The organism is Pseudomonas aeruginosa (assembly GCF_001457615.1).
In the GTDB taxonomy this organism is placed as follows: domain Bacteria; phylum Pseudomonadota; class Gammaproteobacteria; order Pseudomonadales; family Pseudomonadaceae; genus Pseudomonas; species Pseudomonas aeruginosa.
Map to the genome: position 1 here is coordinate 4,693,117 of NZ_LN831024.1, position 21,268 is coordinate 4,714,384.

Below are 21,268 nucleotides of genomic sequence, written 5' to 3' on the forward strand. Positions count from 1 at the left end.
CCCGCTCTACTCCGCCGGGAAGCGCACCCGCACCAGCAAGCCACCCAGTTCGCCCTGGTCGAGCTGGATCTGCGCCCGGTGCGCCCGGCAGACCTCGCCGACGATCGCCAGCCCCAGGCCGCTGCCGGGGCTGTCGCCGCGCCGGTAGAAGCGCTGGAAGACCCGCTCGCGGTCGGCGGCGGGAATTCCCGGACCATCGTCTTCCACTTCCAGCACGCCCCCCTCCAGCACCCTGAGGATCACGTTGCCGCCCTGCGGGGTGTGCGCCAGCGCGTTGTCCAGGAGGTTGCTGAGCAATTCGTTGAGCAGCGTCGGTTCACCCTGGATCCACACCGGCCCGGCGCTTTCCAGCGCCAGCGAGGCTCCCCGCGCATAGGCCAGCGGCGCCAGCGCCAGGCCCAGCTCCCGGGCCAGGGCGGTCAGGTCGATACGCTCGGCGCCACCCTCGGCGATGGCCTGGGCGCCGCTTTCGATGCGCGCCAGGGAGAGCAGCTGGTTGGCCAGGTGGATCAGGCGGTCGGTGTTCTTCGCCGTGGTCTCCAGGGTCGAACGCCAGGCTTCCGGCTCCTGCTCGCGCAGGCCCAGTTCCAGGCGCGCCTTGAGCGCCGCCAGCGGGGTGCGCAACTCGTGGGCGGCATCGGCGATGAACTGCGACTGCCGCTCGAACAGGCTGCGCAGGCGCTGGGTGAAGTGGTTCAGCGACTCCACCAGCGGCCGCAATTCATGCTGGACCTCGAGCATCGGCAACGGCCGCAGGTCGTCCGGCTGGCGCTCTTCCACCTCGCGGCGCAGGCGATCCAGCGGACGCAGCGCGGCGCTCACCGCCAGCCACACCAGCACCAGCGCGCCGACGCCGAGGACGCCCAGGCGCAGCAGGGTATCGGTCATCAGGCTGCGCGCCATGCGCTCGCGGGCGCCTTCGGTCTCCGCCACGCGGATCTCCGCCATGCCGCTCATGCTCGGTTCGCTGACCGGTTGCAGCAGGCTCACCACGCGTACGTCGACGCCCTGGTAGACGCCGTCATAGAACTTGGCCAGGGCCGGGTAGTCGTCGGTGCGCAGGGTATCGGCGGGTGCCGCCGGAAGATTCTCGTAGCCGGAGATCATCCGTCCGTGGATGTCGTTGACCTGGTAGAAGATCCGCCCGGCGCTGTCGTAGGCGAAGGTATCCAGTGCCACGTAGGGGACGTCGGCGCGCAGGGTGCCGTCCTTCTCGTAGAGCCCGTCGGCGATCGCCCGCGCCGAGGCCAGCAAGGTCCGGTCGTAGGCGGTGTCGGCCACCTCGCGACCGTTCCAGTAGGCGCTCAGGCCGCTCGCCAGGAGCACCAGCAGCAGGAGCAGGGCCAGCCACAGCAGCAGCCTTCCGCGCAGGCTGCCGGCATCAGTCACCCTGCGCCTCCAGCAGGTAGCCGAGGCCGCGGAAGGTGACGATGCGCACGGCGCCGCCTTCCAGCTTCTTGCGCAGGCGGTGGACGTAGATCTCGATGGCGTCGGCGCTGGCCTCCTCGTCCAGGCCGAAGACCTGGGCGGCCAGTTGCTCCTTGCTCATCACCCGCCCCGGACGGGCGATCATCGCTTCCAGCACCGCCTGTTCCCGCGAGGTCAGGGTCAGCGGCTGCTCGTCGAGGCTGAAGCGCCGGGTGCCGAGGTCGTAGACCAGGGCGCCGCAGCGCTGCAACTGTTCGCCACCGAGCACGCTGCGGCGCAGCAGGGCCTTGACCCGCGCCTCCAGCTCGGACAGTTCGAAAGGCTTTGCCAGGTAGTCGTCGGCGCCGAGATTGAGGCCGTGCACCCGGTCCTTCACCTCGCCGCGCGCAGTCAGCATCAGCACCGGCAGGGTCTTGCCGCGCCCGCGCAGGCGCGCCAGCACCTCGAAGCCGTCCATCCGCGGCAGGCCGACGTCGAGGATCGCCAGGGCGTACTCCTCGCTGGCCAGGGCCAGGTCGGCGGCCACCCCGTCCTGCAGCAGGTCTACCGTCCAGCCGGCGCCCTTGAGCGCCTGGACCACGCTTTCGGCGAGCTGCGGATGATCTTCCACCAGAAGGATGCGCATGGACGGTTCTCCACCACCGGATGAGGGCACAAGAGGCGAAGTGTACCGGGGAAAACCCTCCGGTAAATGGCTTCTCTGCCACCGGGGATTGCTGAAAGCCTGGCGAAAGCTTGGCGTCTTAGGATCAGTCGATGGACGGCGCAGATCGTCCGCCAAAACGCCCTGCAGCGTGGTGCTCGGCGTACAAGAACAAGAATCGGAGACCACTGCATGTCGACTTCCCTGCCGCAGGCCGCAAGGTCTGTACGTTCGTCCCGCAGCACCACCCTGACCACCACCGCCGTCGTGCTCGCCGGCATCGCGCCCCTGGGCAACGCCGCCGGCTTCCTCGAAGACAGCAAGGCCAGCCTGGAAACCCGCAACTTCTACATGAACCGCGACTTCCGCGACGGCCCCGGCCAGTCCAAGCGCGAGGAGTGGGCGCAAGGCTTCATCCTCAACCTGCAGTCCGGCTACACCCAGGGCACCGTCGGCTTCGGCCTCGACGCCATGGGCATGCTCGGCGTCAAGCTCGACTCCGGCCGCGGCCGCAGCGGTACCGGACTGCTGCCGAAGGATTCCGACGGCCGCGCGCCGGACACCTACTCGAAACTGGGCCTGACCGCCAAGGTCAAGGTCTCGCAGAGCGAGCTGAAGGTCGGCACGCTGATTCCGAAGCTGCCATCGGTACAACCGAACAACGGGCGGATCTTCCCGCAGATATTCGAAGGCGCGCTGCTCACCTCGAAGGAGATCAAGGACCTCGGCTTCACCGCCGGGCGCCTGGAAAAGACCAAGATCCGCGACTCCAGCGACTCCGAGGACCTCGCGCTGAACGACAAGAACGGCCGCTTCGCCGGGGTCAGCGCCGATCACTTCGACCTCGGCGGACTGGACTACAAGCTCACCGACCAACTCACCGCCAGCTATCACTACAGCAACCTGCAGGACGTCTACCGCCAGCACTTCGTCGGCCTGCTGCACAGCTGGCCGATCGGTCCCGGCGAACTGACCAGCGACCTGCGCTTCGCCCGCAGCACCGACAGCGGCTCGGCCAAGGCCGGCGGCATCGACAACAAGTCGCTCAACGGCATGTTCACCTACAGCCTTGGCAACCATGCCTTCGGTGCGGCCTGGCAGCGAATGAACGGCGACGACGCCTTCCCCTACCTGGAAGGCAGCAACCCGTACCTGGTCAACTTCGTCCAGGTCAACGACTTCGCCGGCCCCAAGGAGCGCTCCTGGCAACTGCGCTACGACTACGACTTCGTCGGCCTCGGCATTCCCGGCCTGACCTTCATGACCCGCTACGTCAAGGGCGACAATGTCGAACTCGCCGGGCAGCGCGGCGAAGGCCGCGAATGGGAACGCAACACCGAACTGCAGTACGTGTTCCAGAGCGGCGCGCTGAAGAACCTCGGAATCCGCTGGCGCAACGCGACCTTCCGTTCCAATTTCACCCGCGACATCGATGAGAACCGCCTGATCGTCAGCTATACCCTGCCGATCTGGTAAGCCAGAACAAGAACTCCACAGGAGCACCGATGATGATGAAACTGTCTTTTCGTCCCCTCGCCTTGGTTGCCGCCGGCCTGCTGCTGGCCGGCGCCGCCGTGGCCGAACCCAAGCGTCCCGAATGCATCGCCCCGGCGTCCCCCGGCGGCGGTTTCGACCTCACCTGCAAGCTGGCCCAGAGCGCCCTGGTCGAGGCCAAGCTGCTGAGCAAGCCGATGCGCGTCACCTACATGCCCGGCGGCGTCGGCGCGGTCGCCTATAACGCGGTGGTCGCCCAACGCCCGGGCGACGCCGGCACCATCACCGCCTTCTCCAGCGGCTCGCTGCTGAATCTGGCCCAGGGCAAGTTCGGCCGCTTCGACGAGAACGCGGTGAAATGGCTGGCCGCCATCGGCACCAGCTACGGCGCCATCGCGGTACGCACCGACTCGCCCTACAAGAACCTCGACGACCTGGTGAAGGCGCTCAAGGCCGACCCGAGCAAGGTGGTGATCGGCTCCGGCGGCACCGTCGGCAGCCAGGACTGGATGCAGACCGCGCTGATCGCCAAGGCCGCCGGGATCAATCCGCGCGACCTGCGCTACGTGGCCCTGGAAGGCGGCGGCGAGATCGCCACCGCGCTGCTCGGCGGGCACATCCAGGTCGGCAGCACCGACATTTCCGACTCCATGCCGCACATCCTCAGCGGCGACATGCGCCTGCTCGCGGTGTTCTCCGAAGAACGCCTGCCGGAGGCGGCGATGGCCAACATCCCCACCGCCAAGGAACAGGGCTACGACATCGTCTGGCCGGTGGTTCGCGGGTTCTACCTCGGGCCGAAGGTCAGCGACGAAGACTACGCCTGGTGGAAGAACGCCTTCGACCAACTGCTGGCCTCCGAGGACTTCGCCAAGCTGCGCGACCAGCGCGAGCTGTTCCCCTTCGCCATGACCGGCGAGGAACTCGACGGCTACGTGAAGCAGCAGGTCCAGCAGTACAAGCAACTGGCCAAGGACTTCGGCCTGATCCAGTAAGCCAGCCCGCGCGCGGCCGGACCCCGGCCGCGCCACGAGGATCGTCCCATGACCCGTTCCAACCTGTACCAGCGCCTGTTCGCCGGGCTCTGGCTGCTCGCCTGCGTCGGCCTGGCGGTCGCCGGCTGGCGTTACCAGGCGCCGTTTTCCTACGAACCGGTCGGCCCGCGCGCCTACCCGCTGCTCTGCCTGGCGCTGATGGGCGCCGGCCTGGCGTGGCTGATCGCGCGGCCGACGCCGATCCGCCACGCCGAGGACGAACAACCGCTGGGCGGCGCCGTGCTGCTCAAGGTGCTCGCCTGCATCGCCCTGCTGCTGGTGTTCGCCGGCCTGTTCGAAACGCTCGGCTTCATCCTCAGCGCCGCCCTGGTCGGCTCCTGCATGGCCATTCTCTACGGCGCCCGGCCAATCCCTGCGGTGGTCACCGCGAGCCTGCTCGGGATCGGCCTCTACTGGCTGTTCGACCGCGCCCTGGACGTCCCGCTGCCGCTGGGCGTTCTCGACTTCCTGCCGCTGTGAGGACTTCGTGATGGAAACCTTGAACTACCTCGGCCAGGGCTTCGGCGTCGCGATGACGCCGACCAACCTGATCACCGCGCTGATCGGCACCCTGATCGGCACCATCGTAGGCCTGCTGCCAGGCCTCGGTCCGATCAACGGCGTGGCACTGCTGATCCCGGTGGCCTTCGCCCTCGGCCTGCCGCCGGAAACCGCGCTGATCCTGCTCGCCGCCGTATACCTGGGCTGCGAATACGGCGGGCGGATCAGCTCGATCCTGCTCAACATCCCCGGCGAAGCCTCGACCGTGATGACCACCCTCGACGGCTACCCGATGGCACGCAAGGGCCTGGCCGGCGTGGCCCTGTCGCTGTCGGCCTGGAGTTCGTTCATTGGCGCTTTCATCGCCACCTGCGGGATGGTCCTGTTCGCCCCGCTGCTGGCCAAGTGGGCGATCGCCTTCGGTCCGGCGGAATATTTCGTGCTGATGGTGTTCGCCATCGTCTGCCTCGGCGGGATGGCCGGCGACCGCCCGCTGAAGACCCTGCTGGCGGCGCTGCTCGGGCTGTTCCTGTCGAGCGTCGGGATCGACGCCAACAGCGGCGTGTACCGCTTCACCGGGGACAGCATCCACCTCGCCGACGGCATCCAGTTCGTGGTCCTGGTGCTGGGCCTGTTCTCGGTCAGCGAGATCCTCCTGCTGCTGGAGAAGACCCACCACGGCCAGGAGGCGGTGAAAGCCACCGGACGCATGCTGTTCAACTTCAAGGAGGCCGCCAGCGTATTCCTGGTCAACCTGCGCTGCGGTCTGCTCGGTTTCGTTATGGGCGTACTGCCCGGCGCCGGCGCGACCCTGGCAAGCGCGGTGGCCTATATGACCGAGAAGAAGCTGGCCGGTGCCAAGGGCGAGTTCGGCAAGGGCGACATGCGCGGCCTGGCCGCTCCCGAGACCGCCATCGGCGCCTCCGCCTGCGGCGCCATGGTGCCGATGCTGACCCTCGGCGTGCCCGGCTCGGGTACCACTGCGGTGATGATCGGCGCCCTGACCCTGTACAACATCACTCCCGGCCCGCTGCTGTTCCAGCAGCAACCGGACATCGTCTGGGGCCTGATCGCCTCGCTGTTCATCGCCAACGTCATGCTGATCATCCTCAACGTGCCGATGGTCCGCGTATTCACCCGCATCCTCGCGGTGCCGAACTGGGCCCTGGTGCCGGCCATCGCGATCATCACCGGGATCGGCGTGTACGGCGTGCATGCGACCACCTTCGACCTGTTCCTGATGGTCGGCATCGGCGTGATCGGCTATATCCTGCGCAAGCTCGACTTCCCGCTCTCGCCGCTGCTGCTGGGCTTCATCCTCGGTGGACTGATGGAGCAGAACCTGCGCCGCGCGCTGTCGATCTCCAACGGTGAACTGGGCATCCTCTGGTCGAGCCCGATCAGCCTGGTGACCTGGGCGCTGGTGGTGGTAATGCTGCTGTTGCCGCTGGTCCGCGCCTGGCGCCGCCGCGTGGCCCGTCGCGCGACAGGGCTGGCCGATGCCTGAGCGCGTCACCTGGAGGCTGTACTGGGCGACGCCGCTGGTGGGCGCCCTTGGCGGCTGGCTGGCAAGCCTGGTCGGCTGGCCGCTGCCGTGGATGATCGGCTCGCTGCTTGCGGTGATGCTGGTGCGTTGCCTGGCCGACCTGCCGCTGGCCGAAGTGCCGGGGGCACGCAAGTGCGGGCAATGGATCGTCGGCATCGGCATCGGCCTGCACTTCACCCCGGCAGTGATCGAGCAAGTGCTGGCGCATAGCGTGATCATCGTCTTCGGCGCCGTGGCCACCACGCTTTCCAGCGTGCTGGCGATCGCCTTCATGCGCCGCAGCGGCGAGGACCGCGCCACCGCGTTCTTCGCCAGCATGCCCGGTGGTGCCAGCGAGATGGTCAACCTCGGGCAGCGCCACGGCGCGGTGCTCAGCCGCGTCGCCGCAGCGCAGAGCCTGCGCCTGTTGCTGGTAGTGCTGCTGGTGCCGGCGGCGTTCCAGTACCTGCTCGGCGGCGGCCAGCCAGGCCCGCACCAGGCCGCGCCGGTGGACTGGCACTGGCTGGCCCTGCTGTTCCCGGCCGGGGCGCTGGTCGCGCTGGGCTGGCAGAAGTTGCGCCAACCCAATCCCTGGCTGCTCGGCCCGCTGTTGCTGGCGGCCGGCGTCAGCCTCGGCTTCGACCTGCATATCGGCCTGCCGGCCGGTTCCAGCGGCGTCGGCCAATGGCTGATCGGCAGCGCCCTGGGTTGCCATTTCAACCGCAGTTTCTTCCGCAGCGCTCCAGCCTTCGTCAGTCGTACCCTGGTCTGCACGCTGTGGATGATGTTCGCCGCGGCGCTCGCCGCCGAGTTGCTCGGCTGGCTGACCACCCTCGACCACCAGTCGCTGATGCTCGGCATGATGCCCGGCGGCATCGCCGAGCTGAGCCTGACCGCCGAAGCCTTGCAGCTCTCGGTGCCGCTGGTCACCGCCTTGCAGGTACTGAGGCTATTGCTGGTGCTGTTCCTCGCCGAGCCGTGCTTCCGCTACTGGAGGAAGCGCGCCGGCTGATCGAGCCACGCCGCCACACTGGATGTGTGGCGTTTTCCAGCCCGCCTCGTGCGGGCTTTTTTTTCCGGGCGCGGTCAGAGGCACACAGCGGCGCCCACCATGTGAAGAGCTGGGCGACAGCGGCCTTCAGAGGTCCGGCAGCGACCAGTCGATAGGCGTCTTGCCGTTCTGCTCGAGGAACTTGTTGGTGCGGCTGAAGTGGCCGTTGCCGAGGAAACCGCGGTAGGCCGACAACGGCGACGGGTGCGCCGACTTGAGAATCAGGTGGCGCTGCGGGTCGATCAGCTTCTGCTTGCTCTGCGCGTGGCTGCCCCAGAGCAGGAACACCAGGCGCTCGCAACGCTCGTTGACCACCTCGATGACGCGGTCGGTGAACGGCTGCCAGCCGGCATTGGCGTGGGAGCCGGCCTTGGCCTGCTCGACGGTCAGGGAGGTATTGAGCAACAGCACGCCCTGCTCCGCCCAGCGCTGCAGGTAGCCGTTGTTGGGAATCGGGATGTTCAGGTCGCGGTTGAGTTCCTTGTAGATGTTCTGCAAGGACGGCGGCGTCGGCACGCCGGGCTGCACCGAGAAGCACAGGCCGTGGGCCTGGCCTGGTCCGTGGTAGGGATCCTGGCCGATGATCACCACCTTGACGTTCTCCAGCGGCGTGGTGTTCAGCGCGTTGAAGATCAATGGCCCGGGCGGAAAGATCACCTTGCCGGCGGCCTTCTCCTGGCGCAGGAACTCGCCCAGTTGCTTCATGTAGGGCTTGTCGAATTCCTCGCGCAGCGCTTCCTTCCAACTCGCCTCGAGCTTGATGCGGTCGTCGTTATCGGTCATGGAACCCCCTGTCTCGGTACTGAAAAAGTCGTCCGGCCTTTTTCAGAAGGTCGCCGACAGCCTGTGGCCGCGGAACCGTAGAAAAGCCCGCCGCGCTTGTCAATCTCGGGACAGGCGGGCCTCTTCCACCGGATACTTCACGCGCACCCGGTTGCGGTACAGGCACTCGCTGGCCAGCAGGGTGCCGGCCTGGCCCTTTTCCCGGATGTCGCGCCAGATCTCGTTGAGCCTCAGCACCGCATCGCCGTCGCGGACAAAGCGCTGGGCCCTCTCATAGACGTGGTAGCGCACAGGGCGCGGCGCGCTGCACAGCAGTTCGCCTTCCAGTTGGTGGGCGGCGATATGGAAGCGCAGCTGGAAGGTATCCGCCGTCGGATTGTGCAGCACCAGGTCGATGAAGTTGTAGAAGATCGCCGCGCCCGAGCCGAACGGCAGGATCCGTCCCTCGTCGGGAAACGGGTCGAAGCTGTGGTTGGCCCGCTCCACCACGCGCAGCGGGGAATGCAGGGCCATCCAGTGGATCAGGTTGCTCAGTTGGCAGATGCCGCCGCCGATTCCGCTGCGCGCCTCGCCGAAGGACAACTCCATACCTTCGACGAAGCCACGCCGGGCGCTGGGCCGACCGACCAGCCGGCAGAACGAGAAGTACTCGCCGGGGCCGATGCTCACGCCGTTCATGCAGTCCACCGCCAGGCGCAGGTTGACCACCTTGTTGCGTTGCAGGGCGAGGTCGCTGTCGCCGAGGCGGCGGATCAACTTCGAGGTGTGCTTGATGTAGCGGTACGGCAGGCGCTCGTCGATCGATGGCAACCGCACGTAGCGACGGCCGCCAAGACGCCAGCGGCAGTGCCGCCAGAGACGTCGTTGCCAGACCCGCAGCCAGTAGAGCCAGGGGTGGTAGAGCGATAGGGGTTTGCGCATCGACGATCCTTGTCGGTCTCGGCCCACGGGCAGGATGCAGCATTATGCCCGGAGCACTAGCCCTGGTGCAGCGCCCGGTAGTGACTGGGCGCCATGCCCACCACCTTGCGGAACAGCCGCGAGAAGTAATAGGGATCGGCGTAGCCGAGCTGCTCGGCGATCTGCCGCACCTCCAGCGCGCCCTCGTCGAGCAGGCGGCAGGCATGGGCCATCTTCATCTGGATGAAATCCTGGATCGGCGCCTGGCCGGTCAGGGCGCGATAGGTCTTGGCGAAATGGAAGCGCGACAGCTTGAACTGCGCCGCCAGCTCGTCGAGGTTGAGGCTGTCGTGCAGGTGCGCGCGCATCAGCGCCTGCACCGCGTCGATGTCCAGCACCCGTCCGGATTTCAGGCTGGCCCGCGCCGGACGCACCGCCAGCGAGGTGAGCAGGCCCTGCAACAGGTGCGCGGCATGGATGAAGTGCGGCAGGCTGAGGCCCTGGCGACGCAGCGCCAGCAGCGCATCGAACTCCGCCAGCAGGCGCGGCTGCATGCCCAGGCGCAGGCGCGGGGCGCTGCCCAGCGGACGCAGGAAATCCTCCGCCAGTCCGCCTTCGAAATGTACCCAGTAGATGCTCCAGGGCCGCTGCGAGTCGGCGCCGTAGGCATGTTCCCGGCCCTTGGGCAGGACCAGCAGGTCGCCGCCGCCGACCTCGACGCGCTCGCCGGCACACTCCAGCCAGCCGCGTCCGGCCCGGCAGTAGATCAACAGGTTGTCGTCCGGCGCGCGCCGCTGCATGTGGTGGCCATGCGCCTCCGGATAGTAACCGAGGGCCAGCGGGTAGCAGGCCTGGCCGAGCGGATGGCGGGCCAGGGCGCGACGCAGGCGGGGCGGCGTGATGAAACGCACCCCCTGGTTGGGCAGGGGCCAGGCGGAGGTCTGTACGGAACGCTTCACGGCGACGCGACTCGGTAGTCTGAATCCCAAGATCGTCCATCCCTTGCGCAAGATCGTCAATCCACAGGCGGCTTGCGGCCGGCTATAACGACTCAAAACAACATCCCGGTCCACCGGGAAGCGGAGGCGACGATGGCCAAGGCAATCCCCCAGCTGATCGACGGCGAATGGCGCGGCAGCCGTTCCCGCGAGCTGGTCGAAGTCACCGATCCGGCGACCCAGGACGTCCTCGCGCTGGCGCCGAAGGCCACCGCCGACGAGATCGAGCAGGCCATCGCCAGCGCCCAGCGCGCCTTCGAGACCTGGCGCGAAGTCCCGGCTCCCGAGCGAGCGCGGTTGATGCTGCGCTACCAGCACCTGCTCAAGGAACACCACGACGAACTCGGCGAACTGCTGGCCCGGGAGACCGGCAAGAACCTCGCCGATGCCAAGGGCGACGTGTGGCGCGGCATCGAGGTGGTCGAACACGCCGCCAACGTGGCCAGCCTGATGATGGGCGAGACGGTGGAAAACGTCGCCCGCGAGATCGACACCGCCAGTTGGATCCAGCCCCTCGGCGTGTGCGCCGGGATCACCCCGTTCAATTTCCCGGCGATGATCCCGCTGTGGATGTTCCCGCTGGCCATCGCCTGCGGCAACACCTTCGTCCTCAAGCCCTCCGAACAGGATCCGCTGACACCCAACCGCCTCGCCGAGCTGTTCCTCGAGGCCGGCGCGCCGAAGGGCGTGCTGCAGGTGATTCATGGCGGCCGCGAGCAGGTCGATGCCCTCCTCACCCACCCGGACATCCGGGCGATTTCCTTCGTCGGCTCGGTCGCCGTCGGCCAGCACGTGTACCGCACCGGCACCGCGCACCTGAAGCGGGTGCAGGCCTTCGCCGGGGCGAAGAACCACATGGTGATCCTCCCCGACGCGAACAAGGCCCAGGTTCTCGGCAACCTGGTCGGCGCCAGTTGCGGCGCCGCCGGCCAGCGCTGCATGGCGATCAGCGCGGCGGTGTTCGTCGGCGCGGCGCGCGAGTGGATTCCCGAACTGGCCGAGCGGATGGCCGCCCTGCGCCCCGGCCACTGGCAGGACCCGGACGCCGCCTATGGTCCGCTGATCAGCCCGCAGGCGCGCCAGCGCGTGCTGCGCCTGATCGCCGAAGGCAAGGCGGAAGGCGCCGAGTGCCTGCTCGACGGCTCGCAGTGCCAGGTCGAAGGCTATCCCAACGGCAACTGGCTCGGTCCCACCCTGTTCCGCGCAGTGACGCCGAAGATGGGCCTGTACCGCGAGGAGATCTTCGGCCCGGTGCTGGCTTGCCTGGAGGTCGATACCCTGGAAGAGGCGATTGCCCTGGTCAACGCCAATCCCTATGGCAACGGCACCAGCCTGTTCACCCGCTCCGGCGGCGCCGCTCGGCGCTACCAGCACGCGGTGCAGGTCGGCCAGGTGGGGATCAACGTGCCGATCCCGGTACCGCTGCCGTTCTTCTCCTTCACCGGCTGGAAGGGTTCCTTCTACGGCGACCTGCACGCCTACGGCAAGCAGGCGGTGCGCTTCTATACCGAGACCAAGACCGTCACCAGCCGCTGGTTCGACGATGAACCGACGACCGACGAATCGTCGGCCGGCCCGAACATGACCATCCATCTCAAGTGACCCGAGGACCTATGGATTTCGACCTCACCGAAGAACAACGCCTGCTGGTGGAGAGCGCCCGCGCCTTCGCCCGCCACGAACTGGCGCCGAAGGCGGCCGACTGGGACCGCGACCATCACTTCCCGGTGGAAGTCATCCGCGCCGCCGCCGAACAGGGCTACCTCGGCCTGTACATCGCCGAGGAAGACGGCGGCCTGGGCCTGTCGCGGCTGTCCACTTCGCTGATCTTCGAGCAACTGGCCGCCGGCTGCGTGGCCACTACCGCCTACATCAGCATCCACAACATGGCCGCCTGGATGCTCGCCTCGTTCGGCGACGCGGCGCTGAAGGAGGCCTGGCTGCCCGGCCTGATCGGCGGCGAGTCGCTCGCCTCCTATTGCCTGACCGAGCCCGATGCCGGCTCCGACGCCGCGCGCCTGCGCACCCGCGCCCGCCGCGAGGGCGACGAATACGTGCTGGACGGCAGCAAGTGCTTCATTTCCGGCGCCGGCAGCACCCAGGTGCTGATCGTCATGGCGCGCACCGGCGAGGACGGCGCCAGGGGCATCTCCTGCTTCCTGGTGCCGGCCGACGCGCCCGGCATCCGCTACGGCCGCAACGAGGACAAGATGGGCTGGCGCGCGCAGCCGACCCGCACCATCACCTTCGAAGGCGTGCGCATCCCCGCCGGCAACCGCATCGGCCCGGAGGGCCAGGGCTTCGTCTATGCCATGAAAGGCCTCGACGGCGGCCGCCTGAACATCGCCAGTTGTTCACTGGGCGCCGCCCAGGCGGCGCTGGAGCAGTCGATGCGCTACGTCGAGGAGCGCGAGCAGTTCGGCAAGCCGCTGGCGACCTTCCAGGCCTTGCAGTTCAAGCTCGCCGACATGCTCACCGAACTCACCGCCAGCCGCCAGATGGTCCGCCTCGGCGCCCATCGGCTGGACCGCGGCGACGCCGAGGCGACCCTGTACTGCGCAATGGCCAAGCGCTTCGCCACCGACCGCTGCTTCGATGTCTGCAACGAGGCCTTGCAACTGCACGGCGGCTACGGCTATCTCAACGATTATCCGCTGGAGCGCTGGGTACGCGACACCCGCGTGCACCAGATCCTCGAAGGCACCAACGAAATCATGCGGGTGATCGTCGCCCGCCGCCTGCTGGAGCAGGGCGGCATGCTCGATCGCCTGCTGTGAACGCCGCGAACCATCGCATCCGATAGTGCCGGGACGCCCCGGCCCATGATCCAGTGAGGGACTTCATGAACACTGCCGTCGAACCCTACAAGGCTTCCTCCTTCGACCTGACCCACAAGCTCACCGTGGAAAAGCACGGGCACACCGCGCTGATCACCATCAACCACCCGCCGGCCAACACCTGGGACCGCGACTCGCTGATCGGCCTGCGCCAACTGATCGAGCACCTCAACCGCGACGACGATATCTACGCCCTGGTAGTGACCGGCCAGGGGCCGAAGTTCTTCTCCGCCGGCGCCGACCTGAACATGTTCGCCGACGGCGACAAGGCCCGCGCTCGCGAGATGGCCCGCCGCTTCGGCGAAGCCTTCGAGGCGCTGCGCGATTTCCGCGGGGTGTCGATCGCGGCGATCAACGGCTACGCCATGGGCGGCGGGCTGGAGTGCGCCCTCGCCTGCGACATCCGCATCGCCGAGCGCCAGGCGCAGATGGCCCTGCCGGAGGCCGCGGTGGGCCTGCTGCCCTGCGCCGGCGGGACCCAGGCGCTGCCCTGGCTGGTGGGCGAAGGCTGGGCCAAGCGGATGATCCTCTGCAACGAGCGGGTGGATGCGGAAACCGCCCTGCGCATCGGCCTGGTCGAACAGGTGGTGGACAGCGGCGAGGCGCGCGGCGCCGCCCTGCTGCTGGCGGCCAAGGTGGCACGCCAGAGCCCGGTGGCGATCCGCACCATCAAGCCGCTGATCCAGGGTGCCCGCGAACGCGCGCCGAACACCTGGCTGCCGGAGGAGCGCGAGCGCTTCGTCGATCTGTTCGACGCCCAGGACACCCGCGAAGGGGTCAACGCCTTCCTCGAGAAGCGCGATCCCAAGTGGCGCAACTGCTGAGCCTTCCCATCGAACCCGGCGGGCTGCGCCACAGCCCGCCCGAGCCGAGAGCCCCGACATGAACGTGCTTTTCGAAGAACGCCCGAGCCTGCATGGCTTCCGCATCGGCATTGCCACCCTGGATGCGGAAAAGAGTCTGAACGCCCTGTCCCTGCCGATGATCGAGGCCCTGGCGGCGAAACTCGACGCCTGGGCCGAGGACGCCGGCATCGCCTGCGTGCTGTTGCGCGGCAACGGCGCCAAGGCCTTTTGCGCCGGCGGCGACGTGCGCAAGCTGGTGGACGCCTGCCGCGAGCAACCCGGCGAGGTACCGGCCCTGGCGCGACGCTTCTTCGCCGATGAATACCGCCTCGACTACCGCATCCATACCTACCCGAAACCCTTCATCTGCTGGGCCCACGGCTATGTGATGGGTGGCGGCATGGGGCTGATGCAGGGTGCCGGGATTCGCATCGTCACCCCGTCCAGCCGCCTGGCGATGCCGGAGATCGGCATCGGCCTGTACCCAGACGTCGGCGCCAGCTGGTTCCTCGCCCGCCTGCCCGGCAGGCTCGGCCTGTTCCTCGGCCTGAGCGCGGCGCAGATGAACGCCCGCGACGCTCTCGACCTCGACCTGGCCGACCGCTTCCTTCTCGACGACCAGCAGGACGCCCTGCTCGCCGGCCTGGTGCAGATGAACTGGAACGAGTCGCCCCAGGTGCAACTTCACAGCCTGCTTCGCGCCCTCGAACACGAGGCCCGCGGCGAACTGCCGGAGGCCCAGTTGCTCCCGCGCCGGCCGCGCCTGGACGCACTGCTCGACCAGCCGGACCTGGCGAGCGCCTGGCAGGCGCTGGTGGCGCTGCGCGACGACGCCGACCCGCTGCTTGCGCGTGGCGCGAAGACCCTGGCCGAGGGCTGCCCGATGACCGCGCATCTGGTCTGGCAGCAGATCGAGCGTGCGCGCTACCTGTCGCTGGCCGAGGTGTTCCGCCTGGAATACGCCATGAGCCTGAACTGCACGCGCCATCCGGACTTCGCCGAGGGGGTACGCGCAAGGCTGATCGATCGCGACAACGCACCGAACTGGCATTGGCCGCAGGTGGAATCGATCCCGCAGGCGGTGATCGAGGCGCACTTCGAGCCGACCTGGGAGGGCGAGCATCCGCTGGCGGGGCTCTGATCCGCCGCGCCGCCCTCTGCCGAAGGAGGGCGCGGGCCCGCCACGTCCATAGCGTCTAAGCTGTTTCACAGCATCCCCAAGAGGCCTCGCGGCCGCCACAGGAGGAGCTCCATGAAACAGATCGCCTTCATCGGCCTCGGCCACATGGGCGCGCCGATGGCCACCAACCTGCTCAAGGCCGGCTACCTGCTGAACGTCTTCGACCTGGTGCAGAGCGCCGTCGACGGCCTGGTCGCCGCCGGCGCCAGCGCCGCCCGCAGCGCCCGCGACGCGGTGCAGGGCGCCGACGTGGTCATCAGCATGCTGCCGGCCAGCCAGCACGTCGAAGGCCTGTACCTCGACGACGATGGCCTGCTCGCGCACATCGCCCCCGGCACCCTGGTGCTGGAATGCTCGACCATCGCCCCGACCTCGGCGCGCAAGGTCCACGCCGCCGCCCGCGAGCGCGGCCTGGCGATGCTCGACGCGCCGGTGTCCGGCGGCACTGCCGGCGCGGCAGCCGGCACCCTGACCTTCATGGTCGGCGGCGACGCCGAAGCCCTGGAGAAGGCCCGGCCGCTGTTCGAGGCCATGGGTCGCAACATCTTCCATGCCGGCCCCGACGGCGCCGGCCAGGTGGCCAAGGTGTGCAACAACCAGCTCCTCGCGGTGCTGATGATCGGTACCGCAGAAGCCATGGCCCTGGGCGTGGCCAACGGCCTCGACGCGAAGGTGCTGGCCGAGATCATGCGCCGCAGCTCCGGTGGCAACTGGGCGCTGGAAGTCTACAACCCCTGGCCGGGGGTGATGGAGAACGCTCCGGCGTCGCGCGACTACAGCGGCGGCTTCATGGCCCAGTTGATGGCCAAGGACCTCGGGCTGGCCCAGGAAGCCGCCCAGGCCAGCGCCAGCAGCACGCCGATGGGCAGCCTGGCGCTGAGCCTGTACCGTCTGCTGCTGAAGCAGGGCTATGCGGAGCGGGACTTTTCCGTGGTGCAGAAATTGTTCGATCCGACCCAAGGCCAATAGACAGGCAGGCGGGTCCGCGCCCAGGCTGGTCGATTCGACGATGCGAGGAGCCCGCCTTGAACGCCCTGCTGCTGCGTTACCGTTTCCGCCTGCTGTTCTTTTCCACCGTGCTGTTCACGGCGATCCTCGGCCTGCCGTCGAGCACCAAGCCACGGGTGCTCGGCAGCCTCCTGCTGCTGGTGCTGGCCGGGATGAACACCTTGCGCAGACGCAGTCCGCTGGTCTACCTGACGGCCTTCTTCGGCCTGTTCAGCCTGGCCCTGTACACCACTGCGGACTTCAGCAGTCCCTACTCCAGCCTGCCGCCCGGCCTGCTGCGCGGGCTGAGCCTGATCCTGCTGTACCTGACCCTGTTCGCCGCGCTGTTCCGCCGCGTCACCCAGGAGCGCCCGGTGACCCACGAGCTGCTCTACGGACTCTGCGCGCTCTACCTGCAGATGGCGCTGGCCTTCGCTCTCGCCTACTACATGGTCGAACAGATGCAGCCGGCCAGCTTCATCGCCAGCCATGGCGCACTCGGCCTGGATACCTTCGTCTACTACAGCCTGGTGACCCTGACCACCGTGGGCTACGGCGACATCCAGGCGATCAACCCGCTGGCGCGCCTGCTGGCCGGCAGCGAAGGAGTGATCGGGGTCCTGTTCATCGCCCTCGCCGTGGCCCGCAGCCTGACCCTGATGAGCGACAGCGAGGAGGTCTGATTATTAAGCTGGGCTAACGAGTGCATCCCCCGCGCAGCGGTTTATCCCGGCGAGCGCAGGGCGGATGATGCTGATCGACGCCGCTCTGCGGCATTTCTCGAACGGAAGGTGCAGCATGAAAATCGCCCTGATCGGCGCCACCGGCCACGTCGGCCACTATTTCCTCAACGAAGCCCTGCAACGCGGCCACGCGGTGACCGCCCTGGTCCGCGACCCGGGCAAGCTGGCGGCGCGCGACGGCCTCTGCGTAGTGCAGGCGGACGTCAGCGACCCGGCCCAGGTGGCCAGCGCCGTGGCAGGCCACGAGGTGGTCATCAGCGCTTTCAACGGCGGCTGGGGTAGCGCCGACCTCCGCGCCCGCCACGCCGCCGGCAGCCAGGCCATTCTCGACGGCGTGAAACGCTCCGGCGTGCCGCGCCTGCTGGTTCTCGGCGGCGCCGGGAGCCTGGAGATCGCCCCCGGCCAGCGCCTGGTGGACAGCCCGGAATTCCCCGAGCAGTGGAAGCAGGGCGCCCTCGGCGCCGCCGACGCCCTCGACCAACTGCGCGGCGAGCAACGACTGGACTGGGTGTTCCTCAGCCCGGCGATGCTCCTCGAACCCGGCCAGCGCAGCGGCAAGTTCCGCCTCGGCGGCGACCAGGTCCTGTTCGACGCCAAGGGCGAGAGCCGGATTTCCCTGGAAGACCTGGCGGTAGCCATGCTCGACGAGGCCGAGCAGCCCCGTCATCATCGCCAGCGCTTCACCGTGGCCTACTGAAAAGACCAGGCGCCCCTCTCGGGCGCCTTCGTCGTCAGCCTTCGGACTTCGCCGCCGGCGTGACGATATCGAACCAGAAGTCGAAGTCGCCGAGCATGCCGAACAGTTGCCCCAGCAACAGCGGATTGCCGGAACTCTTCAGCTTGCCCTCGAAGACCAGGCGTACCGCCGATACCTCTTTGAGCAGCAGCCGGTTGAGATCGGCGCGGTCGATGCTCACGGTCTGCCCGGCGTCCTCGCTCTGCACGCCGCGCAGGTTGTTCAGGTGCGAGTTCTTCAGTTCCAGCAGGTAGTTCTCGCCGATGTCCGGCAGGCGCAGGTTGATGCTCAGCGCCTTGCCCTCCGCAGCGCCGGCGTCCAGGCGCACGCCGAGATAGTCGAACAGCAGGCCGGTGTCCATCGCCGCCAGGGCATCGGCGCTGCCGGCCTTCATCGTCGGCTGGTCGCGCGGTACGCCGTGGCGCAGTTCGTAGGCGGCGCTGAGGTAGCTGTTGCGCCAGCCGGCGTTCTCCGCCTGGTAGCCGAGCTGCTCCAGGGCGTCGGCCTGCAGCTCGCGCGCGGCCCGGTTATCCGGCTCGGCGAAGACCAGCCTGTTGACCACCTCGACCACCCAGCGGTACTCGCCCCTGGCGTACGACGCCCGCGCTTGCTCCAGCAGGCGCTCGGCGCCGCCCATGTATTCCACGTAGCGGCCCGCCGAGTCCTCCGGGCTGAGCGGGTCGAGGCTCGCCGGGTTGCCGTCGTAGTAGCCCAGGTAGCGGTTCAGCACGGCCCGTGCGTTATGGCTGACCGAGCCGTGGTAGCCGCGGTCGTACCATTCCTGGTCAAGGCTGGGCGGCAGGCGCAGGCGGTTGTGCACCTGGCCGATGGTCACGCCCTGGTTGGCCAGGTGCAGGGTCTGGTCGTGCAGGAAGCCGTACAGGTCACGCTGCTTTTCCAGCACCTCGACGATCTCCGCGTTGCCCCAGCGCGGCCAGTTGTGCACTGCGAACATCACCTCGGCCTGCCTGCCGAAACGATGCAGCGCCTGGTTGATGTACTTGCTCCAGCCCAGCGCATCACGTACCTCGGCGCCGCGCAGGGTGTACAGGTTGTGCAGGGTGCCGACCACGTTTTCGGCCATCAGCAGGGCCTTCTGCCGCGGCAGCCAGATGTTCATCTCCGCCGGCGATTCGGTACCCGGCGTGTTCTGGAAGGTGAACGGCACGCCGTCCAGCACCAGGTCCTCGCCCTCGCCTTCGATCAGGCGGGTCGGCGCCAGCAGGCTCAGCGGTCCGCGCGCCAATCCCTTGCCGATGGCCATGTCGACCTGCCCCTGCGGCCCCTTGGGCAGTTGCGTGCCGTACTGGTAGGTGGCGCGGCGCATCATGGCGTTGCCGGCCAGGACGTTCTCCTTGATCGCCGCCTCCATGAAGCCGGCCGGAGCGATGATCTGCACCGCGCCGCTGGCGACCTGCCGTGGCTCTACCAGACCGCGCACGCCTCCAAAGTGATCGGCGTGGGCGTGGCTGTAGATCACCGTACGGATCGGCCTCTCGCCCAGCTCGCGGCTGACCAGTTCGTAGGCCGCCCTGGCGGTGGCCGGGGTGGTCAGGGTGTCGACCACGATCCAGCCGCTGTCGCCGCGGATGAAGGTGATGTTGGCCAGGTCGAAGCCGCGCACCTGGTAGATACCCTCGGCAACCTCGAACAAGCCGTACTTGAGATTGAGCAGGGCCTGGCGTTGCAGGCTGGGATTGATGCTGTCGCGAGGCTTGCCGTCGAGGAGGAAGTCGTAGCCACCGAGCTGCCAGGCGACGCTGCCGTCGGGGTTGCGGATGAGTAACCGCTCCGGGCGCCGGATCAGGCCGCGGTCGGCGCGCTCGAAGTCGGCGCGGTCGGCGAAGGGCAATTCCGCTTCGACCCGCCGCTGGGCCTCGACGGTGAAGGCACTGGGCGGTTTTGGCGCGGTGGTTTCGGCGGCGCCGGCGAGCAGCGGGGCGAGCGCCAGGAGTGCAAGCAGACGGCTCATCGGATACTCCGTTTTATTGTTGTGGGCTTCGGCTGGCACTATGCCGAGCGGCACGGCAATAATTCCAATGCATTCCAGGTCCACATTCGATGCGGAGTCCGCATGAGCGATCTACGCCAGTTCCGCCACTTCGTCGCCCTCGCCGAGCACGGCCACTATGCCCGCGCCGCCGAAGCGGTGAATCTCAGCCAGCCGGCGCTGTCACGCAGCATCCAGGCGCTGGAGGGACAGTTGGGTTGCACCCTGGTGGAGCGCGGCAGCCGCGGCGTGGCCCTCACGGCCCACGGCCGGCTGGTGCTGGAACACGCTCGGCGCCTGCTGGCCGGGCATCGCGCACTGCACAACGCGGTGAGCCAGTTGGCCAATCTCGACAGCGGCGAGCTACGCCTGGGCGGCGGTCCCTTCCCCGCCGCACGGCTGTTGCCCGAGGCACTGGCCGGTTTCTCCAGCGCCCACCCACGCGTGCGCGTCGTACTGCTCATCGAAGACTGGCAGACCCTACGCCAGCACCTGCTGGATGACGCCGTCGAACTCTTCGTCGCCGATATCCGCGAGCTGCAAGGCGATCCGCAGTTGCGCATCCACCCGCTACGCGAGTATCCCGGCGTACTCTTCTGCCGCCCCGGCCATCCGTTGCTGCGTCTGGTGAGGCCGAGCGCCGAGCAACTGGCCGACTACCCGCTGGCCGGCCCGCGCCTGCCCGAGGCAGTCCGCGGCGACCTGGCGCGCCTGCTGCAACGCGAAGAACCGCTCGGCATACAGTGCGACGACGTGCTGATGCTCAAGGGCCTGGTCGGCTCCAGCGAGCTGATCAGCCTGGCGCCCTGGGACGTGGTTGCCGCCGACGTCGAGGCCGGCCGCCTGGCGCTGCTGCCCTGGCCCGCCGGCGCCGAGCCCGCCCGCGCCAAGGGCTCCGCCTACGGTCTGGTCAGCCGCGCCGGCCGCAGCCTGTCGCCGGCCGCGGCAGTGTTCGTCGAGCGGGTGCTGGAACAGGACCGGCGCTTCGCCGCCACCTGAGGCTCAGCGCCAGCGAGCGTCGTCGCGGCGCTCCTGCCAGGGACGGTTCCAGTCGCGCCCGCGGTTGTCACGGTCGCGGTCGTGATAGCGCTCGTAGCGGTAGTCGGGACGATGCCGGTGGTCGTTGCGGTCGTAGACCACGCAGGCCGACAGCGGCAGGACGAGGATCAGCAGGGAAAGCAAACGACGCATGGCGCCTCCTGTGCGGTTCCGGCCTCTCCTGCGGATGCGGGAGGATTGCCTGTTCCGGAACCTGCACATCGGACTGCGCGGCGCGCGGGCGGTGCCCGCGGCGAGAGTAAAGCCTGGGTAAATCAGCCGAGGCTACGCAGGTGCAGGACGCCGAACAGCAGCACCTGGAGGCGCTCCAGCCAAGGTGCCGGGCGCGCCTTGAGACGCCCGTTGAGCAGCAGGATCTCGGCGGCATGGACCAGCACCAGCACGCCGGACAACAGCAGGATCGGTCGATGCAACTCGCCCAGCGGGTAGGCCAGGTTGACCAGCGCGACGAGCCAGAACATCGCCAGGGCGCCCTTGGCGAACGACAGAAAATGACTCATGGGAACCTCCTCGTTTCGGTATCGGCAGAGTGTG

Annotated in this window: 21 protein-coding genes; 13 read left to right on the top strand and 8 right to left on the bottom strand. The window is 68.2% G+C overall.

Annotated features, from left to right (window positions below; genetic code table 11):
• Nucleotides 1–6: 6 nt before the first annotated feature.
• The gene (locus AT700_RS21565; RefSeq protein WP_003101943.1) at nt 7–1,389 is read right to left on the bottom strand and encodes a sensor histidine kinase; all 1,383 of its coding nucleotides are present in this window, start codon (nt 1,387–1,389) and stop codon (nt 7–9) included.
• The gene (locus AT700_RS21570; RefSeq protein WP_003085524.1) at nt 1,382–2,053 is read right to left on the bottom strand and encodes a response regulator; all 672 of its coding nucleotides are present in this window, start codon (nt 2,051–2,053) and stop codon (nt 1,382–1,384) included. The genes AT700_RS21565 and AT700_RS21570 overlap by 8 nt, the downstream gene beginning before the upstream one ends.
• Nucleotides 2,054–2,263: 210 nt before the next feature.
• Here AT700_RS21570 and AT700_RS21575 point away from each other — a divergent pair, with 210 nt between their 5' ends.
• The 5 genes from AT700_RS21575 to AT700_RS21595 are packed head-to-tail and all read left to right on the top strand — an operon-like array spanning nt 2,264 to nt 7,637.
• Nucleotides 2,264–3,547, top strand: a complete 1,284-nt coding sequence (locus AT700_RS21575) for an OprD family porin (RefSeq protein WP_003116508.1) — start codon at nt 2,264–2,266, stop codon at nt 3,545–3,547.
• 29 nt (nt 3,548–3,576) lie between these two features.
• Nucleotides 3,577–4,560, top strand: coding sequence for a tripartite tricarboxylate transporter substrate binding protein (locus AT700_RS21580; RefSeq protein WP_003085519.1), 984 nt, complete (start codon nt 3,577–3,579; stop codon nt 4,558–4,560).
• Nucleotides 4,561–4,608: 48 nt separating this feature from the next.
• Complete coding sequence (locus AT700_RS21585) at nt 4,609–5,079, top strand: tripartite tricarboxylate transporter TctB family protein (RefSeq protein WP_003101933.1); 471 nt, start codon at nt 4,609–4,611, stop codon at nt 5,077–5,079.
• Between the two features lie 10 nt (nt 5,080–5,089).
• Nucleotides 5,090–6,607, top strand: a complete 1,518-nt coding sequence (locus AT700_RS21590) for a tripartite tricarboxylate transporter permease (protein WP_003116509.1) — start codon at nt 5,090–5,092, stop codon at nt 6,605–6,607.
• Nucleotides 6,600–7,637: an AbrB family transcriptional regulator gene (locus tag AT700_RS21595; RefSeq protein WP_003114172.1), complete on the top strand. Its 1,038-nt coding sequence runs from the start codon at nt 6,600–6,602 to the stop codon at nt 7,635–7,637. The genes AT700_RS21590 and AT700_RS21595 overlap by 8 nt, the downstream gene beginning before the upstream one ends.
• A 126-nt stretch (nt 7,638–7,763) precedes the next feature.
• Here AT700_RS21595 and ung read toward each other — a convergent pair whose 3' ends face one another.
• The 3 genes from ung to AT700_RS21610 all read right to left on the bottom strand — a co-directional run bounded on the left by ung (nt 7,764) and on the right by AT700_RS21610 (nt 10,318).
• Nucleotides 7,764–8,459, bottom strand: coding sequence for a uracil-DNA glycosylase (ung, locus tag AT700_RS21600; RefSeq protein ID WP_003106436.1), 696 nt, complete (start codon nt 8,457–8,459; stop codon nt 7,764–7,766).
• Between the two features lie 99 nt (nt 8,460–8,558).
• Entirely contained in the window at nt 8,559–9,380 is an 822-nt protein-coding gene (locus AT700_RS21605) for a VanW family protein (protein WP_003106439.1), read from the bottom strand.
• A gap of 56 nt (nt 9,381–9,436) precedes the next feature.
• On the bottom strand, nt 9,437–10,318 hold the full coding sequence (locus tag AT700_RS21610) for an AraC family transcriptional regulator (protein WP_003106441.1): 882 nt from the start codon (nt 10,316–10,318) through the stop codon (nt 9,437–9,439).
• A 132-nt stretch (nt 10,319–10,450) separates the two neighbouring features.
• Between AT700_RS21610 and AT700_RS21615 the strand changes: the two genes are divergently transcribed.
• From AT700_RS21615 to AT700_RS21645, 7 genes are all read left to right on the top strand, one after another.
• Complete coding sequence (locus AT700_RS21615; protein ID WP_003106449.1) at nt 10,451–11,959, top strand: CoA-acylating methylmalonate-semialdehyde dehydrogenase; 1,509 nt, start codon at nt 10,451–10,453, stop codon at nt 11,957–11,959.
• Between the two features lie 11 nt (nt 11,960–11,970).
• Complete coding sequence (locus AT700_RS21620; RefSeq protein ID WP_003085499.1) at nt 11,971–13,134, top strand: isobutyryl-CoA dehydrogenase; 1,164 nt, start codon at nt 11,971–11,973, stop codon at nt 13,132–13,134.
• Between the two features lie 65 nt (nt 13,135–13,199).
• The gene (locus tag AT700_RS21625; protein WP_003085498.1) at nt 13,200–14,018 is read left to right on the top strand and encodes an enoyl-CoA hydratase; all 819 of its coding nucleotides are present in this window, start codon (nt 13,200–13,202) and stop codon (nt 14,016–14,018) included.
• 58 nt (nt 14,019–14,076) lie between these two features.
• Nucleotides 14,077–15,180: an enoyl-CoA hydratase/isomerase family protein gene (locus tag AT700_RS21630; RefSeq protein ID WP_003114169.1), complete on the top strand. Its 1,104-nt coding sequence runs from the start codon at nt 14,077–14,079 to the stop codon at nt 15,178–15,180.
• A gap of 111 nt (nt 15,181–15,291) precedes the next feature.
• Nucleotides 15,292–16,188 (top strand): 3-hydroxyisobutyrate dehydrogenase, encoded by an 897-nt coding sequence (mmsB, locus tag AT700_RS21635; protein ID WP_003454697.1) that lies wholly within the window; start codon nt 15,292–15,294, stop codon nt 16,186–16,188.
• 56 nt (nt 16,189–16,244) lie between these two features.
• Nucleotides 16,245–16,889, top strand: a complete 645-nt coding sequence (locus AT700_RS21640; protein ID WP_003085490.1) for a potassium channel family protein — start codon at nt 16,245–16,247, stop codon at nt 16,887–16,889.
• A 115-nt stretch (nt 16,890–17,004) separates the two neighbouring features.
• On the top strand, nt 17,005–17,646 hold the full coding sequence (locus tag AT700_RS21645) for an NAD(P)-dependent oxidoreductase (RefSeq protein ID WP_023107222.1): 642 nt from the start codon (nt 17,005–17,007) through the stop codon (nt 17,644–17,646).
• Between the two features lie 34 nt (nt 17,647–17,680).
• On the opposite strand, the gene AT700_RS21650 is transcribed toward AT700_RS21645, so the two are convergent.
• Nucleotides 17,681–19,657, bottom strand: a complete 1,977-nt coding sequence (locus AT700_RS21650; protein WP_003161664.1) for an alkyl/aryl-sulfatase — start codon at nt 19,655–19,657, stop codon at nt 17,681–17,683.
• A 102-nt stretch (nt 19,658–19,759) separates the two neighbouring features.
• Between AT700_RS21650 and AT700_RS21655 the strand changes: the two genes are divergently transcribed.
• Nucleotides 19,760–20,674, top strand: coding sequence for a LysR family transcriptional regulator (locus AT700_RS21655; RefSeq protein WP_048521439.1), 915 nt, complete (start codon nt 19,760–19,762; stop codon nt 20,672–20,674).
• A 3-nt stretch (nt 20,675–20,677) separates the two neighbouring features.
• On the opposite strand, the gene AT700_RS21660 is transcribed toward AT700_RS21655, so the two are convergent.
• Together AT700_RS21660 and AT700_RS21665 are read right to left on the bottom strand one after the other, a co-directional pair.
• The gene (locus AT700_RS21660) at nt 20,678–20,866 is read right to left on the bottom strand and encodes a hypothetical protein (RefSeq protein ID WP_034012783.1); all 189 of its coding nucleotides are present in this window, start codon (nt 20,864–20,866) and stop codon (nt 20,678–20,680) included.
• A 122-nt stretch (nt 20,867–20,988) separates the two neighbouring features.
• Nucleotides 20,989–21,234 (bottom strand): DUF1145 domain-containing protein, encoded by a 246-nt coding sequence (locus AT700_RS21665; RefSeq protein ID WP_003085479.1) that lies wholly within the window; start codon nt 21,232–21,234, stop codon nt 20,989–20,991.
• Nucleotides 21,235–21,268 lie beyond the last annotated feature (34 nt).

Excerpts from the sequence above, each read along its gene's own strand:
- AT700_RS21570 (WP_003085524.1), bottom strand. The coding sequence starts at position 2,053 with ATGCGCATCCTTCTGGTGGAAGATCATCCGCAGCTCGCCGAAAGCGTG.
- AT700_RS21575 (WP_003116508.1), top strand. The coding sequence starts at position 2,264 with ATGTCGACTTCCCTGCCGCAGGCCGCAAGGTCTGTACGTTCGTCCCGC.
- AT700_RS21580 (WP_003085519.1), top strand. The coding sequence starts at position 3,577 with ATGATGATGAAACTGTCTTTTCGTCCCCTCGCCTTGGTTGCCGCCGGC.
- AT700_RS21585 (WP_003101933.1), top strand. The coding sequence starts at position 4,609 with ATGACCCGTTCCAACCTGTACCAGCGCCTGTTCGCCGGGCTCTGGCTG.
- AT700_RS21590 (WP_003116509.1), top strand. The coding sequence starts at position 5,090 with ATGGAAACCTTGAACTACCTCGGCCAGGGCTTCGGCGTCGCGATGACG.
- AT700_RS21595 (WP_003114172.1), top strand. The coding sequence starts at position 6,600 with ATGCCTGAGCGCGTCACCTGGAGGCTGTACTGGGCGACGCCGCTGGTG.
- ung (WP_003106436.1), bottom strand. The coding sequence starts at position 8,459 with ATGACCGATAACGACGACCGCATCAAGCTCGAGGCGAGTTGGAAGGAA.
- AT700_RS21605 (WP_003106439.1), bottom strand. The coding sequence starts at position 9,380 with ATGCGCAAACCCCTATCGCTCTACCACCCCTGGCTCTACTGGCTGCGG.
- AT700_RS21615 (WP_003106449.1), top strand. The coding sequence starts at position 10,451 with ATGGCCAAGGCAATCCCCCAGCTGATCGACGGCGAATGGCGCGGCAGC.
- AT700_RS21620 (WP_003085499.1), top strand. The coding sequence starts at position 11,971 with ATGGATTTCGACCTCACCGAAGAACAACGCCTGCTGGTGGAGAGCGCC.
- AT700_RS21625 (WP_003085498.1), top strand. The coding sequence starts at position 13,200 with ATGAACACTGCCGTCGAACCCTACAAGGCTTCCTCCTTCGACCTGACC.
- AT700_RS21630 (WP_003114169.1), top strand. The coding sequence starts at position 14,077 with ATGAACGTGCTTTTCGAAGAACGCCCGAGCCTGCATGGCTTCCGCATC.
- mmsB (WP_003454697.1), top strand. The coding sequence starts at position 15,292 with ATGAAACAGATCGCCTTCATCGGCCTCGGCCACATGGGCGCGCCGATG.
- AT700_RS21645 (WP_023107222.1), top strand. The coding sequence starts at position 17,005 with ATGAAAATCGCCCTGATCGGCGCCACCGGCCACGTCGGCCACTATTTC.
- AT700_RS21650 (WP_003161664.1), bottom strand. The coding sequence starts at position 19,657 with ATGAGCCGTCTGCTTGCACTCCTGGCGCTCGCCCCGCTGCTCGCCGGC.
- AT700_RS21655 (WP_048521439.1), top strand. The coding sequence starts at position 19,760 with ATGAGCGATCTACGCCAGTTCCGCCACTTCGTCGCCCTCGCCGAGCAC.
- AT700_RS21660 (WP_034012783.1), bottom strand. The coding sequence starts at position 20,866 with ATGCGTCGTTTGCTTTCCCTGCTGATCCTCGTCCTGCCGCTGTCGGCC.
- AT700_RS21665 (WP_003085479.1), bottom strand. The coding sequence starts at position 21,234 with ATGAGTCATTTTCTGTCGTTCGCCAAGGGCGCCCTGGCGATGTTCTGG.